At 41.6% G+C, this 15,061-nt stretch carries 14 protein-coding genes, 16 tRNA genes and 1 rRNA gene; 25 read left to right on the forward strand and 6 right to left on the reverse strand.

From position 1 onward, the window contains the following. Positions 1-205: 205 nt before the first annotated feature. The 17 genes from rrf to CSV64_RS14765 all read left to right on the forward strand — a co-directional run bounded on the left by rrf (position 206) and on the right by CSV64_RS14765 (position 1,885). Positions 206-321, forward strand: a 5S ribosomal RNA gene (gene rrf / locus CSV64_RS14685). 43 nt (positions 322-364) lie between these two features. Further along, a tRNA-Asn gene (locus CSV64_RS14690) sits at positions 365-439 on the forward strand. 4 nt (positions 440-443) lie between these two features. Then, a tRNA-Ser gene (locus CSV64_RS14695) sits at positions 444-535 on the forward strand. 22 nt (positions 536-557) lie between these two features. After that, a tRNA-Glu gene (locus tag CSV64_RS14700) sits at positions 558-632 on the forward strand. Between the two features lie 50 nt (positions 633-682). Further along, positions 683-758, forward strand: a tRNA-Val gene (locus CSV64_RS14705). An 18-nt stretch (positions 759-776) separates the two neighbouring features. Further along, positions 777-851 (forward strand) — tRNA-Met (locus CSV64_RS14710). Between the two features lies 1 nt (position 852). Beyond that, positions 853-928 (forward strand) — tRNA-Asp (locus CSV64_RS14715). Between the two features lie 47 nt (positions 929-975). After that, positions 976-1,051 (forward strand) — tRNA-Phe (locus CSV64_RS14720). A gap of 7 nt (positions 1,052-1,058) precedes the next feature. Beyond that, positions 1,059-1,131, forward strand: a tRNA-Thr gene (locus tag CSV64_RS14725). Positions 1,132-1,139: 8 nt separating this feature from the next. After that, positions 1,140-1,224 (forward strand) — tRNA-Tyr (locus CSV64_RS14730). 3 nt (positions 1,225-1,227) lie between these two features. After that, a tRNA-Trp gene (locus tag CSV64_RS14735) sits at positions 1,228-1,298 on the forward strand. Between the two features lie 33 nt (positions 1,299-1,331). Continuing rightward, positions 1,332-1,407: transfer RNA gene (locus tag CSV64_RS14740), tRNA-His, on the forward strand. 55 nt (positions 1,408-1,462) lie between these two features. Beyond that, positions 1,463-1,538: transfer RNA gene (locus CSV64_RS14745), tRNA-His, on the forward strand. A gap of 4 nt (positions 1,539-1,542) precedes the next feature. Beyond that, positions 1,543-1,614 (forward strand) — tRNA-Gln (locus CSV64_RS14750). An 8-nt stretch (positions 1,615-1,622) separates the two neighbouring features. Then, positions 1,623-1,697: transfer RNA gene (locus CSV64_RS14755), tRNA-Gly, on the forward strand. A 7-nt stretch (positions 1,698-1,704) separates the two neighbouring features. Further along, positions 1,705-1,775 (forward strand) — tRNA-Cys (locus CSV64_RS14760). 29 nt (positions 1,776-1,804) lie between these two features. After that, a tRNA-Leu gene (locus tag CSV64_RS14765) sits at positions 1,805-1,885 on the forward strand. A 351-nt stretch (positions 1,886-2,236) separates the two neighbouring features. Here CSV64_RS14765 and CSV64_RS14770 read toward each other — a convergent pair. Together CSV64_RS14770 and CSV64_RS14775 are read right to left on the reverse strand one after the other, a co-directional pair. After that, the gene (locus CSV64_RS14770) at positions 2,237-2,842 is read right to left on the reverse strand and encodes a nucleotidyltransferase family protein (protein ID WP_099635336.1); all 606 of its coding nucleotides are present in this window, start codon (positions 2,840-2,842) and stop codon (positions 2,237-2,239) included. Then, the gene (locus CSV64_RS14775; RefSeq protein ID WP_099635337.1) at positions 2,839-3,873 is read right to left on the reverse strand and encodes an XdhC family protein; all 1,035 of its coding nucleotides are present in this window, start codon (positions 3,871-3,873) and stop codon (positions 2,839-2,841) included. Before CSV64_RS14775 ends, CSV64_RS14770 begins: the two co-directional genes overlap by 4 nt. Positions 3,874-3,931: 58 nt before the next feature. Here CSV64_RS14775 and CSV64_RS14780 point away from each other — a divergent pair, with 58 nt between their 5' ends. From CSV64_RS14780 to CSV64_RS14800, 5 genes are read left to right on the forward strand one after another with little or no spacing between them, the layout of a single operon-like run. Then, a complete protein-coding gene (locus CSV64_RS14780) occupies positions 3,932-4,855 on the forward strand; it encodes a YIEGIA family protein (RefSeq protein WP_099635338.1) in 924 nt (307 codons plus the stop codon). A 45-nt stretch (positions 4,856-4,900) separates the two neighbouring features. After that, complete coding sequence (locus tag CSV64_RS14785; RefSeq protein ID WP_099635339.1) at positions 4,901-5,092, forward strand: capping complex subunit for YIEGIA; 192 nt, start codon at positions 4,901-4,903, stop codon at positions 5,090-5,092. 25 nt (positions 5,093-5,117) lie between these two features. Further along, positions 5,118-7,463, forward strand: coding sequence for a xanthine dehydrogenase family protein molybdopterin-binding subunit (locus CSV64_RS14790; RefSeq protein WP_099635340.1), 2,346 nt, complete (start codon positions 5,118-5,120; stop codon positions 7,461-7,463). Beyond that, positions 7,460-8,296, forward strand: coding sequence for an FAD binding domain-containing protein (locus CSV64_RS14795; RefSeq protein WP_099635341.1), 837 nt, complete (start codon positions 7,460-7,462; stop codon positions 8,294-8,296). The genes CSV64_RS14790 and CSV64_RS14795 overlap by 4 nt, the downstream gene beginning before the upstream one ends. Then, complete coding sequence (locus CSV64_RS14800; protein ID WP_099635342.1) at positions 8,293-8,805, forward strand: (2Fe-2S)-binding protein; 513 nt, start codon at positions 8,293-8,295, stop codon at positions 8,803-8,805. Before CSV64_RS14795 ends, CSV64_RS14800 begins: the two co-directional genes overlap by 4 nt. Before the next feature lie 19 nt (positions 8,806-8,824). On the opposite strand, the gene CSV64_RS14805 is transcribed toward CSV64_RS14800, so the two are convergent. The 3 genes from CSV64_RS14805 to CSV64_RS14815 all read right to left on the reverse strand — a co-directional run bounded on the left by CSV64_RS14805 (position 8,825) and on the right by CSV64_RS14815 (position 10,784). After that, a complete protein-coding gene (locus tag CSV64_RS14805; protein WP_233190502.1) occupies positions 8,825-9,205 on the reverse strand; it encodes a hypothetical protein in 381 nt (126 codons plus the stop codon). 362 nt (positions 9,206-9,567) lie between these two features. Continuing rightward, positions 9,568-10,083, reverse strand: a complete 516-nt coding sequence (locus CSV64_RS14810; RefSeq protein ID WP_099635344.1) for a hypothetical protein — start codon at positions 10,081-10,083, stop codon at positions 9,568-9,570. Continuing rightward, positions 10,077-10,784, reverse strand: coding sequence for a B3/B4 domain-containing protein (locus CSV64_RS14815; protein ID WP_099635345.1), 708 nt, complete (start codon positions 10,782-10,784; stop codon positions 10,077-10,079). Before CSV64_RS14815 ends, CSV64_RS14810 begins: the two co-directional genes overlap by 7 nt. 55 nt (positions 10,785-10,839) lie before the next feature. On the opposite strand from CSV64_RS14815, the gene queG reads away from it, so the two are divergent. Both queG and trmL read left to right on the forward strand, forming a co-directional pair. Next, positions 10,840-11,976, forward strand: a complete 1,137-nt coding sequence (gene queG / locus CSV64_RS14820; protein ID WP_099635366.1) for a tRNA epoxyqueuosine(34) reductase QueG — start codon at positions 10,840-10,842, stop codon at positions 11,974-11,976. A 14-nt stretch (positions 11,977-11,990) separates the two neighbouring features. Continuing rightward, a complete protein-coding gene (trmL, locus tag CSV64_RS14825; protein ID WP_099635346.1) occupies positions 11,991-12,467 on the forward strand; it encodes a tRNA (uridine(34)/cytosine(34)/5-carboxymethylaminomethyluridine(34)-2'-O)-methyltransferase TrmL in 477 nt (158 codons plus the stop codon). A gap of 257 nt (positions 12,468-12,724) precedes the next feature. Here trmL and CSV64_RS14830 read toward each other — a convergent pair whose 3' ends face one another. Then, positions 12,725-14,023, reverse strand: a complete 1,299-nt coding sequence (locus CSV64_RS14830) for an NCS2 family permease (protein ID WP_099635347.1) — start codon at positions 14,021-14,023, stop codon at positions 12,725-12,727. A gap of 155 nt (positions 14,024-14,178) precedes the next feature. Here CSV64_RS14830 and CSV64_RS14835 point away from each other — a divergent pair, with 155 nt between their 5' ends. Next, complete coding sequence (locus CSV64_RS14835; protein WP_099635348.1) at positions 14,179-15,003, forward strand: aldo/keto reductase; 825 nt, start codon at positions 14,179-14,181, stop codon at positions 15,001-15,003. The last annotated feature ends 58 nt before the right edge of the window (positions 15,004-15,061 follow it).

The raw sequence follows: 15,061 nt of genomic DNA on the forward strand, positions 1-15,061 counted from the left end.
ATGAGGTGGATAGGTCTGGGGTGTAAGTACGGCGACGTATGTAGCTGACAGATACTAATCGATCGAGGACTTAACCTATTTTAAAAAGTAGTTACTTGAACTACACCAATGTCTTTTATTCAGTTTTGAGTGAATGAAATCTTTTTATGAAAAAGGATTGACTTTCTCACTCAGTTTGATATAATAATCATGGCTTTGAAAACAGTTCAGTGATGATGGCAAAGAGGTCACACCCGTTCCCATACCGAACACGGAAGTTAAGCTCTTTAGCGCCGATGGTAGTTGGGGGTTTCCCCCTGTGAGAGTAGGACATCGCTGGTCTGTTAGACAAGTTATAAAGAATATTATAACCACATTACATTATTCCGCAGTAGCTCAGTGGTAGAGCAATCGGCTGTTAACCGATCGGTCGTAAGTTCGAGTCTTACCTGCGGAGCCATTATGGAGAGCTGTCCGAGTGGCCGAAGGAGCACGATTGGAAATCGTGTAGGCGGTTTGCGCTGCCTCAAGGGTTCGAATCCCTTGCTCTCCGCCAGATGTACACTTTCATTCTATATGGCCCCTTGGTCAAGCGGTTAAGACACCGCCCTTTCACGGCGGTATCACGGGTTCGAATCCCGTAGGGGTCACCAATTATTTTGAAAATGAAGTATTCACAAGAGTTGTTTTTCAATATAACCCAGGAGGATTAGCTCAGCTGGGAGAGCACCTGCCTTACAAGCAGGGGGTCGGCGGTTCGAGCCCGTCATCCTCCACCATTTATTTCATAGTATTATCGCGGGGTGGAGCAGTGGTAGCTCGTTGGGCTCATAACCCAAAGGTCACAGGTTCAAATCCTGTCCCCGCAACCAAGGTCCCGTGGTGTAGCGGTTAACATGCCTGCCTGTCACGCAGGAGATCGCGGGTTCGATTCCCGTCGGGACCGCCATTTTATACATACGCTTCGAAAAGCGTCTTTCTAAAAATAACAAATGTGGCTCAGTAGCTCAGTCGGTAGAGCAAAGGACTGAAAATCCTTGTGTCGGCGGTTCGATTCCGTCCTGAGCCACCATTTATATGCCGGTGTAGCTCAATTGGTAGAGCAACTGACTTGTAATCAGTAGGTTGAGGGTTCAAGTCCTTTCGCCGGCATCCTTACTGGTGGGGTAGCGAAGTGGCTAAACGCGGCGGACTGTAAATCCGCTCCCTCCGGGTTCGGCGGTTCGAATCCGTCCCCCACCACCATTTAGGGGCATAGTTCAACGGTAGAATAGAGGTCTCCAAAACCTTTGGTGTGGGTTCGATTCCTACTGCCCCTGTATTTTTTAAATAAATAATAAATAATAATTGTGGCGGTCGTGGCGAAGTGGTTAACGCATCGGATTGTGATTCCGACATTCGGGGGTTCGATACCCCTCGTCCGCCCCATATTTTTTTAAAAATTATTAACACTCATTACTATACTGTAAGTGATCATAACATGGCGGGCGTGGCGAAGTGGTTAACGCATCGGATTGTGATTCCGACACTCGGGGGTTCAATTCCCCTCGTCCGCCCCATTAGTGGGGTATAGCCAAGCGGTAAGGCAACGGACTTTGACTCCGTCACTCGTTGGTTCGAATCCAGCTACCCCAGTCAGTTTTGCGGAAGTAGTTCAGTGGTAGAATACGACCTTGCCAAGGTCGGGGTCGCGGGTTCGAATCCCGTCTTCCGCTCCACTATGTTGGCGGCATAGCCAAGCGGTAAGGCACGGGTCTGCAACACCCTTACCACCGGTTCGATTCCGGTTGCCGCCTTATAATTTTATATAGTTACTTTAACACGTGCCCGAGTGGTGGAATGGCAGACACGTCGCACTCAAAATGCGATGCCGCGAGGCGTGCCGGTTCAAGTCCGGCCTCGGGTATCACTAAAAGAACACAGCATATGCTGTGTTCTTTTTTATATTTAAAAAAGTGAGAGTAGTCGTTGCCCATCAAAAGAGGTTACAGCGAGCTGTAGAGGCTTCTTGTAAAGAAGCGTTGGTACAATACATATCATGAACCTTAGGCGTGGCTGAATAGGGCTCATAGGCGAATGTGTAGATCTTGAGCTATTCAGGAGTAAATGAGAAACAAATAACATAGAGTAAACGAGTTTCTAAAGAGGCATGAGGGGTTTTATATCAATGCTTTATATAAAAGTTTCTAAAATACGTTGGAATTCAGTGATTTAACGTTTTTCTAGTAAAGGATAGAAAATTTTTCACTCGTTAAGTTTATTCCAATACTTTAAGAGTTTCGTAATCCTCCCTTGTATCGATATCGAATACCAGTCTTTTGTCGTTACAATTCAAAAACGTTCCTTGTTGAAGAAAATCACCTTGTAAAATTGCCCGTGCACCTTTATCTCCATGTAACTTCAAAAGGTCTGGATACATGGAGGAAGAAAATAGAACGGGTGGCGTAATAGCCTGTTCGGATGTAGTGGCTACGAATTTGCAGGCGGGTTTTTCACTCATGCAAGTAATCATCTCGGAAAGCATTTGAACCGTTATAAAAGGTTGATCGGCAAGCATGACAAGTACGCCATCGGCAAGATGTTCTCGAGCATGTTGAATGCCATAGCGCAAAGACTCAGAAAGGCCTTCATTTGAAGTAGGGCATTGGATGATTGAGCATTTAGCATGGGCCTTCATATGTGAAGGAATCCATTCCATATCGTCTGTATCTTTTATAATTACATAGACTTCGTCAAGTGGTGATTTCAATGCAGTTTCAAGTGCCAAGCTTCCGAGAGACATAGTACCAATAGGCAATGCTAATTTATGAGTACCCATTCGAGTGCTGTTTCCGGCGGCCAGATAAACGCCAACGATTTTCATATTAATTTCCCCCGTCGCACAGCAATGAGTTCCGCTACGATACTGACAGCGATTTCTTCAGGTCCATCCGCTCCAATAGATAATCCTACTGGTGAATGAACACTATTTGGAAGTACTCCATCAAATAGGCGCTTCGTTCTTTTTTTTGATCCTAAAATGCCGAAATACAATAACTTGTGTAGAAGTAACTGCCGTCCAATGTCAACGTCTAATTGAAAATCATGTGTCATGAGTACAACTGAATCCAACGGGCTAAATTTTGTATTTGAGAGTAGCTTTCTAACATCGCCAATTTGAATAGATGTTGCAGTTGGAAAGTGCACTTCATTACAAACATTGCTTCGCCAATCCAAAAGGTGGACCGCATAACCGAGATTCTCTGAAAGCCGTGCAAGTGGTCTTGCGTCGAGGCCAGCTCCAATTAAATAAAGTAAGGGTTGTGGCCAAACAAGCTGAAAATATACTAATTCTTCATCGAAGTACATTTGTTCAGCTTTTCTTTGAAACGGTATAATGTTATTAAAATTCAGTGTAACGTCTGATTGAATTTCCCCACATCGAATTCCATCTGCGGTTATACATCCATACTGTTTGTAGTCTGTTATGGATTGGAGAAAGTATGTAGGTTCATTGGATTGCATCTGCTTGTGTAGAAAATCAAGGACATCTCGAAAATCCTCATCAATATCACGTACCAATACTGTGACAACGCCGTTACATCCTGCACCACGTCCCCAATCAAGGTCGTCTTCAGAACTTAAATCATATTCAACAGTAACCACTTTGCCTGTCCTAAATAATTGTGTTGCACGACCATGTAAATCATTTTCTAAGCAACCACCGCTTATCATTCCGATTTGTGCACCGCTCTCTTGAATAAGCATCCACGTACCTTCCTTTCGATAGGAGGATCCATCCACATTAACTATCATTGCAAGCACAGCGGGTTGGGTATCAACCAAGACCGTTTCAATTATTTGCTGAATAGATTTCAATTTTTCACCTTCATCCTTTTTAATTACCTTATCCATTACGTAAACCTATTATTCATTTTTAAATATCATCTTCACATTATAAATTGGGCTTGGGATGGTTAGAATATGGAAGATCTATACTATTTCGAGGAGGTTGCATGTGGGCACTTACTTACTTCCAGTTATCATCGGGATTATTTTTGGCTTTGTTGCGCGAATGCTTTTATTACGTACTGATTTTCGGCAATATCCAACCTATCCTACTGGCAGGATTATTCATCTTTCCTTTGGATTCATTTCTGCTTTCATCGGTGCTGTAGCAATTCCCGCTGTTTTAGAATCAGACTGGACTGCCGTTACGTTTCTTGGCCTTGCAGCGACCCAGTTCCGTGAAGTTAGAAAAATGGAAAGGGAATCTCTTGAGAAAATCGATACATTCGAACTTGTGAAGCGTGGTGCACCTTTTGTTGAAGGAATGGCGCAGGCTTTTGAAAGCCGAAATTATTTAGTAATGTTCACGGCACTTGTGACTACATTGTGTGCCGTATTTTCATTTTGGATAGGAATTATCGGTGGGATTCTCATGCTGGTTGTTGTGAAGTTCAATATGGCGGGGAAGTTTTTGAGTGATATCGCAGATGTTAAAGAAGCGGCAATCCGCTTTGAAGGGCCAACGCTTTTCGTTGACGATATATTAATTAAAAATGTGGGATTAGAGGATACGAGAAAAATCATTACCGAACAAGCGGTGGGTGCAATCGTTACACCGAAAAATCAAAACAGTATTGTTACATTGTCTTTTCTAGGACAGCGACAGGCGATGCTACATCATGTGGCTACTATTCTGGGGAGTTACCTTGACTCTGGTGAACCAGCTTTAATTCCGCTTACGAAGAGGGATATGGCAGACGGACGAATCGCATTGTTTTTCTTGCCACGGGAAAAGGATTTTAATCAGATTAAAGCAGTGTTAGATAAAGTTCCTGTTCTAGATAGTGCAATTCGGATGCCAAAGGAAGCGGATAAGCACAACTCGTAAAATAAAAGAAACATATGTGGATTAAGTATTAGGGAGTTGACTAAATTGGGGAATGAGCATGCTGAAATTATTGCAGTCATTACGATAAAGCCGGAAGTGATTAAAGGGGGAGGCGCACCTGTATTCGTAGTGATAGATGAAAAGGAATTACAAGAAACTAGTATGACGATTGAGAAAGTGATGGATGCTTCAGCTCATGAAATTAATAAGGACACAATCATTATCGTAGCTCGGTAACTATAGTTTAGGAGGCGTTAAATGAATGGCGAATAAATCTTGGTCCACAGTTGGAAAACCTGAACAACGGATAGATGCGGTGGAAAAATCGACAGGAAAAGTTAGGTACATAGGGGATTACTCAGCTCCTGGACTTATGCACGCCAAACTTGTGAAAAGCACACAGGCCCATGCAAAAATTATCTCCATAGATACGACTGAAGCATGGAAAATGCCCGGCGTGCGTGCGATTATTACTGGTAAAATGTTTCCGTTCCATATAGGACCTATATTGGCAGACCGGCCTCCATTGGCATTTGAGAAAGTCCGTTATTATGGGGAACCTGTAGCGATTATCGTAGCGGATCATGAACATCAGGCAAAACATGCAACCGAGAAAGTGAAAGTTGTATATGAACCTTTACCTATTGTGAACTCCGTGCAACAGGCATTTTTAAAAGACGCGCCACTTGTACATGACAATGCTGAACAATACACGAAAATTATAAGCGATGTCTATCCGAAAGCGTCTACAAATATTGGTAGCCATATTAAAATTCGTAAAGGTGACTTTGATACGGCTTGGGCAAATAGTGAAGAAACCATCACAGCGACGTATTCATTTAATCTTTCAGATCATGTCGCGATGGAAACAAGAAGTACACGAGTTGAAATTAATCCAGCGGGAAAAGTCATTGTCCACTCTTGTAGTCAGTCTCCATTTACAATAAAAAAAGTACTCAACCAATTTTTTAATGTCGAGGTTGGAGATATCCTCGTTCACATTCCGATGGTAGGGGGTGCGTTTGGTGGAAAGGGAACAGTTCAGTTGGAACCACTAGCTTATTTGGCTTCGAAAGCAGTGGGTGGAAAAGTAGTGAAATTGGAGTTCGATAGGGAAGAAGATATGACAACAGCCCCTTGTCGTATTGGTTTCGACGCAACCGTCCAACTTGGGGTAACGAAAGAAGGCAAATTGGTTGCGGGGAAATATACGTATTTACTTGATTCAGGTGCGTATTCTGATCAAGCTGCGGGGATTACAAGAGCAGCGGCACTTGATTGTACAGGTCCTTACAATATTCCAAATGTATGGTGTGACTCATATTGCATGTATACGAATCATCCTTTTGCGACTTCATTTAGGGGATATGGACATCCCGAGTTAACGTTTGCAGTTGAACGAACAATGGATCAGCTTGCTGAGAAGTTGCAAATGGATCCACTTCAGCTTCGTATGATCAATGGTATTAAACCAGGACATACAACTCCCACACAAACCGTCTTGACAGCGAATAATATTGGCGATTTGGAGAAATGCATTCACCGTGCTAAAGAGCTAATCAAGTGGGATGAAGGACAAAAAGTTCAAAGTGGAAAAAACAAAGTGCGCACAAAAGGGATTAGTACGTTTTGGAAAACTTCCACGACGGCTACAAATGCACAGGCAGGCGCCATTATTATTTTTGAAGCAGACGGTAGCGTGAATTTAAATTGTGCAGCGATAGAGTTAGGACAAGGAACTAAAACGATACTCGGACAAATTCTTGCAGAAAAGCTAGGCATGGACATGAATAAAGTTCATGTCACAATGGAAGTCAATACACAATACGACCCTCACCAATGGCGTACCGTTGCGAGCAGTTCAACTTTCTTGGCGGGAAAGGCCGTCGTATTCGCTGCAGATCATGCAATTGCTCAGTTAAAGAAAACAGCTGCCGTTGTGTTGCAATGTTCTCCTGATGACTTAGAAGTTGGCGGTGGAAGGGTGTACTTAAAGCCTGATCCTACATTTGGTGTGGATATTAAGGATATTTCCTTAGGTTATACGTATCCAAGTGGGCATTCAATAGAAGGACAAATTGTCGGTATCGGGAAACATATACAGCGACATTTAACGCCGATGGATCAACAAACCGGTTTTGGGAAGCCCGGACCGTGGTGGTCGGTTGGTGTACAAGCTATAGAAATTGAATTAGACACAAGGGATTTTACGTATTCTATTTTAAAAGGCGTCACGGTCCTTGACGGAGGAACCATTATTAATCCTATGACAGCCACACAACAAATGCGTGGCGGCATGTATATGGGCTTGAGTTATGCGACAAGCGAAAAGTTTGTCTTTGATGAACAGGGGATTGTACAAAATTCAGACCTTCGGGGTTATCCAATGTTGCGTTATGGTGAACAACCAACAGAATATCTTGTGGATTTTATCGAGAGCCCCGCAATAGATGGACCTTTTGGTGCCCGTGGAATAGGTGAATATGGCGTTATTGGAGCACCCGCATGCTTGGCCAACAGTCTTTCCATTGCAGCTGATGTGGAGTTAAATGAATTGCCGCTTACACCAGAATCTATTTGGCAAAAGAAGAAGGAGGGAACTAAATGATTTCTTTTGATTTTATGTACTTTCAACCTTCTTCTATTACTGAAACAATTGATATGTACAACGGGGTTCATGAACAAGGTGAAAAAGCTATGTACATCTCCGGTGGCACTGAATTTATTACCTTTGCCCGTACGAATAAGGTTTATGCAGATGTGATAATTGATAGTAAAGGAATTCCCGAATGTAATGTGTTGGAAATGCGAAATGATGATGTAGTAATTGGAGCGGCAGTTTCATTAAATAAAATTACCAATTCCAACCTATTTCCATTTCTAGGAGCAACCGTTAAACAAATTGCAGATCACACCTCGCGAAACAAAATTACGATCGGTGGGAATATTAATAGTGAATTGATATATAAGGAAAGTGTTTTACCGCTTTTGCTAGTAGATGCGAGAGTAAAAGTTGTGAAGGGGACTGATGTAAGAGTTGTCTCCTTGAAGTCCCTATTTGATAGGAAAATGAAACTGTCTCCAGGGGAACTGCTTCTTCAAATTATTATTGATTCATCCTATATCGAGTTGCCGTATATAAGTTTAAAAAGAACCAAGTTTTCGAAAGTAGGCTATCCTGTCGTGTCAGTGGCGGCAATTTTGAAGGAAAATCAATTACGAGTTGCTTTTAGCGGTGTGTGTGATTATCCTTTCAGATCTGATGAAATAGAGGCGATACTAAATGATTCAACCATCCCTATTGTGGATAGAATAGACAAAGTCCTGGGCAATCTACCTTCAAGTATCGTGGATGATCTTCAAGGTTCTAGAGAGTACAGGTCATTTGTATTGAAAAATGTATTACTAGACGTCATGGAAGAAATGGAGATGGGCGAATGAATTGGCAAAACGCAACATCTAAAGCTATTATTCATTTACATGTGAACGGGGAAACACAGGAAGTAGTTGTTAGAAATGCGGATACTTTGCTATCTACTTTAAGGGAAAAGCTTGGATTAACAGGCGCTAAACGGTCGTGTGAAAATGGAGATTGCGGGGCGTGCACGGTACTTATTAACGGAGAACCCAGCCATTCTTGCCTATCACTGGCAGTTGAAGTAGTTAATTTACCAATTACAACAATTGAAGGACTATTAGATTCGCCTGTTCGAACGGCTTTTATTGATAAATGGGCGATTCAATGCGGGTTTTGTACACCCGGTTTTATCGTCAATGGTCATGCATTACTGACCAACCATCCAAATGCGAAAGAAGAAATCGTGGAGGAGTGGTTGCAATCCAATATTTGCAGATGTACAGGATATCAAGAAATTAAAGATGCAGTGAATTCTTTGATTGTAGAAAATGATGATTCCATAAATAAAACACATCCAAGACTTTCAAAGTAGAAAGTTCTGGATGTGTTTTTTACCCTTTTTTAAAGCTTTGATTTCCGCTGTTGAGAGATTGAATGAGCTGAAGTGTTTGCGCGGCTTGCTCAATTTGTTGTTGTACTTGTTCTAATTGCTGTTGTTCAGCAGTCGTAGATTGTGTAATAGAGATGCCTTGCATATAATTTAGCTGCTGAACTGCTTGTTGCAGTTGTTGTTGTGCTTGTTGTAACGTTGCCAAGTCTGACATAGAGGACATTTGCTGAAGTGATTGTACCGCCTGTTGCATGGCTTGTAATGCCATCTTCTTTTTGGTGGTGAATTGTTGTTCTACTAGCGATTGGTTATCCTTCAATTGTTGTTGCTGCTGTTTTATTTGTTGTTCTTTATAGCTTTGACCTTGTTGCTTGTTCTGCATATTCATTCCTCCTCACCCAAATTATTTATTTCACTATAGTCTACCCCGATTCATGCTATTTATAAGGATGGGATTCTCAAGAAAAACTGATTTACTATTCTCCAGATAACCTTTGGTAAGCTAAATGCCGCCTATTTTTGTAGTGACAAAATATAAAAAAACCTGCTGCCTGTCAAAATGACAGGCAGCAGGCCATAGAGGAGAAATATGAAAGGGTGTTACTCAGTAAGGGATCATTGCCATGGACGTGGTTGGTAATAGGTCATTGGTCAATGTGTAAAGGGTAACAAGTAATGGGTTTAGCAAGTTTGTGTTCATATTTCCCACTCTATGCCTCAAAAAGGAGTCTCACCTTTTTGAGGTTAGAAGTAGTTAGCACCATCGAAGTCAAGAACGATTGTATAGTTTTTCATGTTGATGCGATTCGATAATTGATGCGCTGCTTTTTCCGCTTGTTGTGCTTTCAATCGATATTCTTCTGGATCAAACAATGCTACACGATAAATCGTAGTCGATTCGGCAAAACCATATTGGATTTCTTCTTTACTCGCTAAAGAGAATTGTTTATAGTAAGAAGACTTTGCACGCAGTTGGATAGCCAGTTCGATAGCTTCAACTAATGGTAGTTGTTTGTCTTCAAACTCTACTGTATTTGTGCTGTTTGCTACGTAGATGAGATAATCTAGTTTGCGTTGATCTAGTCTAACTTGTTCCATCTCAGCTTCTACGTCCTTTAATGTTCGGCTAATTATAGGACGTGGTGCGCCTTTTTCAACCGTTACAAAAGCCACTCGTTGGGCTTCCGTTTCCAATTCACGAATTTGCTTAGATAGAATACTTTTTAATTTAATGCCTTCAGCTAATGTAATATTCATGATTCCACCTCTTTTGTTAGGATAAAGTTAGGATTTTGACTATCCAATACAGAACTTTGATAGTCTCCTCCGTTTATGCTAGTAAACATTTTGCCGCAAGCTTCAGCTAATTGTTTAGCCTTTTCTTGTTCCAATGAAGGCTGGATGAAAAGCAGTTGTATGATGTTTTCGGTTTCCTCTGTTACGGCTGTTCGTATAGAATCGACATACGGGCTACCGAATGGACTGTAACCATCACTTAGGAGTAAAATGTTTTCAAAGGTATTGAATTGATTATTCAATCCTTCGTAGCCGTCCTCAGCGCTGCCGACAGACAACATAATATCTCCGGCTATTTTGTCAGCATCATAAATAACTGTTGGGATTTCGTATTGCAATGAAAAGAACGTGTTCAGATCTTCTGCACTATGGAAGGAAGAAGTATAGCGACGATCTTTGATCTGTTGTAAGAGTAATTGAAGAGCTGGTGGCTTAGTCGATGGATCTGCACCTAGAGTTGTCCAAATGGATTGCCATTGCGCTAGACCATTGAAATCTGCGAAATCTTTATCAAGTAGTTCGAAATATAATTGTTCTTGAAATAATTGTAGTCGTCCTTTTAGCATCTGAGGTGATGCAGAGACGATTGTTTTGTTATAATAGATTATGCCTAATTTAAAATCAGGGATTTTTGTGAATATAGAAGAATCAATAGTAAGTTGCATCAGTACCACCTGCTTGTAATTTTACTTCATCTTATCATAAGGGAGGCGGGTAATGGTGAATGTCGCTCAGTTACAGCAAGAAATACAAACGTTTGCGGCGTCCATTGGAATAGATAAAATTGGTTTTACAACGGCAGCACCGTTTGTAAAATTAAAAGATCGTCTAAAACAACAACAACGATTGAACTATCAATCCGGTTTTGAAGAGCCGGATATAGAGAAACGAACGGAACCTTTATTATTGCTAGATCAAGCAGAGAGCATTATTGCTATAGCAGTTGCGTACCCCTCGAAAATGTCAGATAGTCCCCGTGGGAAAAAAGGGGAACGTCGTGGTATGTTTTGCAGGGCTTCTTGGGGTGAAGATTATCATACCGTGTTGCGTGACAAACTAGCGCAGCTGGAATTATTCATTCTGACTAAGGTGCCTGATGCGCGACTTCGTTCTATGGTAGATACAGGAGAGCTTGTAGATCGTGCAGTAGCAGAACGTGCGGGTATCGGTTGGTCGGCTAAGAACTGTTCAATTATTACACCGGAATTCGGATCCTACGTTTATCTGGGCGAAATGATTACGAATTTGCCGTTTGCACCAGATGAGCCGATGGAAGATCAGTGTCTAGATTGTAATTTATGCTTGGATGTCTGTCCGACAGGTGCGATTGTACAACCAGGACAATTAGATGCCCAGCGTTGCATTGCATTTTTGACACAAACAAAAAAGCCTGTACCTGAAGAGTTTCGACATAAGATCGGGAATCGATTGTATGGATGTGATACGTGCCAAACGGTTTGTCCGAAAAACAAAGGAATGAATCACACACACCAGCTGGAATTCACGCCTGAGCCGGAGCTCGTGAAACCTTTGTTGCTGTCACTATTGACCTTATCCAACCGACAGTTCAAAGAGCAGTATGGCTATATGTCAGGCTCTTGGCGCGGAAAAAATCCGATTCAGCGAAATGCATTGATTGCTTTGGCGCATTTCAAAGATGAAGCAGCGGTACCGGAGTTAACCAGATTGATAAAAGAAGATCCGCGGCCGATGATCAGAGGAACAGCAGCATGGGCACTTGGGGAGATCGGAACGACAGAAGTGCTAGAAGTACTCACAGAAAGTTTGGTTACGGAAGAAGATGAGTTTGTAGTAAGTGAAATTACACAGGCTTTGGAACAGCTACACATTAATTGAAAGAAGGTAGTAAGATGACGATTCACGTTGCATTATTCGAACCACAAATCCCTGCGAATACAGGAAATATTTCACGTACTTGTGCGGGAACCGATACAGCTCTCCATTTAATAAAGCCCCTTGGTTTTTCTACTGAAGATAAAATGTTGAAACGTGCTGGACTGGATTACTGGGAGCATGTGGATATCACGTATCACGAGGGGATCCAAGAGTTTATAGACGCATATCCGGAAGGAGAGTTTTATTTCATTACAAAATTCGGTGAGACGAGCTATGATACGTTTGATTATTCGGATACCGATAAGGACATTTTCTTTGTGTTTGGAAAAGAGACTACCGGCTTGCCAAATGAAATAACGGAGAAGTATAAAGAGAGTTGTTTGCGCATACCGATGAACGATGAGCATATTCGTTCATTGAACTTGTCGAATACTGCTGCAATCCTCATTTATGAAGCACTTCGTCAACAGAAATTTGCCCATTTAACGTAATGTATAAAAAAAGGGGATTGGCTCATGGCCAATCCCTTTTCTATTTACTTCATTTGATTCGTCTTTGATTCGCCTGGCTTGTTATCATATCCGCCAGTCAAGATTGCAGATAAGAATGCAAAACAAACGGCCATAATTAGAATTAGTCTCATTGTTTGTACCTCCTATGAAATCAATAGTCCTTCATACAGTATACCGTAAAAATTATATAAATGAAATAATCTTCGTCATTTTGTGTGACAGGTTCCTAACAAATCTTAGTGAGGCAGGAATAGTAGCTGATAGGTGAATAGTACCGCGAAGATATACATCAACATGGGAACTTGCTTACCTTTCCCCTTTGTAATCTTCAATAACGGGTATGTGATGAAACCAAGTGCGATACCTGTCGCGATACTTGAAGTAAGCGGCATCGTCAAAATAACTAGAAATGCAGGGAATGATTCGTCGAATGAATCCCAGTCAATATTTTTCACTGCACCAATCATCAAACTACCAACAATAATCAAAGCAGGTGCCGTAATAGCCGCGACACCAGATAAGGCGCTGACGATAGGACTGAAAAATGCTGCGGCTATGAATAGCACTGCAACTGTTAAAGTAGTCAACCCTGTACGGCCGCCTACAGCTACACCAGACGATGATTCAACATAAGCGGATGTAGGGCTGGTTCCAACCATTGAGCCGACTGTGGCGGCTACTGAGTCAGCTAGAAGCGCATGGCGTGCACGAGGTAAAGAATTACCTTTCATGAGTCCAGCTTGCTTGGCTACCCCAATCATTGTTCCGGTTGTATCGAATAAAGTAACAAGTAGAAACGACAGGACGACACCGTATAAACCGTATGAAATAACATCTCCCATCGCGAGTGCTGGATTCCATACTAGAATACCTTCAGGCAGGTGAGGTATTTTCATAACCCCATCGAATTGTAACTGCTTCGTGAAAAATGCAACAACACCTGTTGCAATCATCCCTATAAAAATAGCCCCATAGACATTGCGATTCATTAATATAATCGTAACGAGCAGTCCGAACAATGTCAGCAATACGGCAGGTGAGGTGAGTTCACCGAGCTGCACAATGTTTAATTCATGGGGAACGACTAATCCTGATAAACGCAGTCCGATGAATGCGATAAATAAGCCGATTCCAGCCGTGATACCATGTTTAAGATTTTCTGGAATTTCTTCAATTAGCTTTTCTCGGAAAGAAGTCATTGATAATAATACAAAGATTAGGCCAGCTATAAAGACCGCAGAAAAAGCTGCCAAATAGTCAAGTTGACCGTTCGATCCGATGACGACTGATGCAAAGTACGCATTTAACCCCATGCCTGGTGCAATTGCGATCGGATAATTTGCGAATAGCGCCATCCATAGCGTACCGATGACAGTGGCTATAATAGTGGCTAAAAAGACTTGATCAAATGGAACCCCAGCTTCGGATAAAATAATAGGATTGACGATGACAATATACACCATCGTTAGGAAAGTGGTCATTCCCGCCAGAAGTTCAGTTTTGACAGTCGTTTGATTTTTCTTTAATTGGAACACTGTGTATTCTCTCCTTATAGTACGAACATAATAAAGTCCATAGACAATAATATTCGTTTTTTCAATAGAAATCAACCTGTTATATCGAAAAAGCATTCGTAATTCCTGTAAAATAATGTACAATTACACTAGAAGTTTATAAAGGGGGATTTTTCATGTCAACGATTTTTGATCAAATGGTTATACTGAGCAACGGCGTCCAAATGCCACAATTCGGTTTAGGAACGTATAAAATGACAGAACCTGAGCAAACCATGCAAGCTGTCGAGAAAGCGGTTTCACTAGGCTATCGCGCAATAGATACCGCATCTATTTACGATAATGAACAAGCAGTGGGGGAAGCAATTCGTCACACTGGTATCGCACGTGAAGACTTTTTTGTGACATCAAAAGTATGGAATGATAATCAAGGATACGATGAAACACTGCGTGCATTTGAGCGTTCATTGACTAGATTGGATATGAATTACCTAGACTTATATTTGACACATTGGCCGGTTACTGGCAGTTATGTGGATACATATCGTGCGATTGAAAGACTGTATGATGAAAAATTAATCCGATCTACGGGTGTTTCCAATCATCATGAAGCACATTTACAAGAGATATTTACGATCGCTAATATTCGTCCTATGGTCAATCAAATAGAACTTCATCCGCGTTTGACGCAAGAACCATTGCGGCAGTTTTGCAGTGAGCACCAAATTGCGGTAACTTCTTGGAGTCCTCTTGCTAGAGGGCAAATTCTTGAAGATGCAACACTCACTGCAATCGCTAAACAGCACGGAAAGACTGTAGCACAAGTCATTATTAGGTGGCATATCCAAAATGGATTGATCGTTATTCCAAAATCTGTATCATTTGACCGTATTCAAGAAAATAGTGAAGTGGCTGATTTTACATTAACCCTTTCGGATATGGCGATGATCGATGCATTAAACCGTGATGAACGGACAGGTATGGATCCCGATTCGTTTTAAGTCAATTTATTGCAATAAACAGGTCAAGATGAAAAGAAGTGGACAACTTTTAAGATAA

The organism is Sporosarcina sp. P32b (genome assembly GCF_002743335.1).
In the GTDB taxonomy this organism is placed as follows: Bacteria; Bacillota; Bacilli; order Bacillales_A; family Planococcaceae; genus Sporosarcina.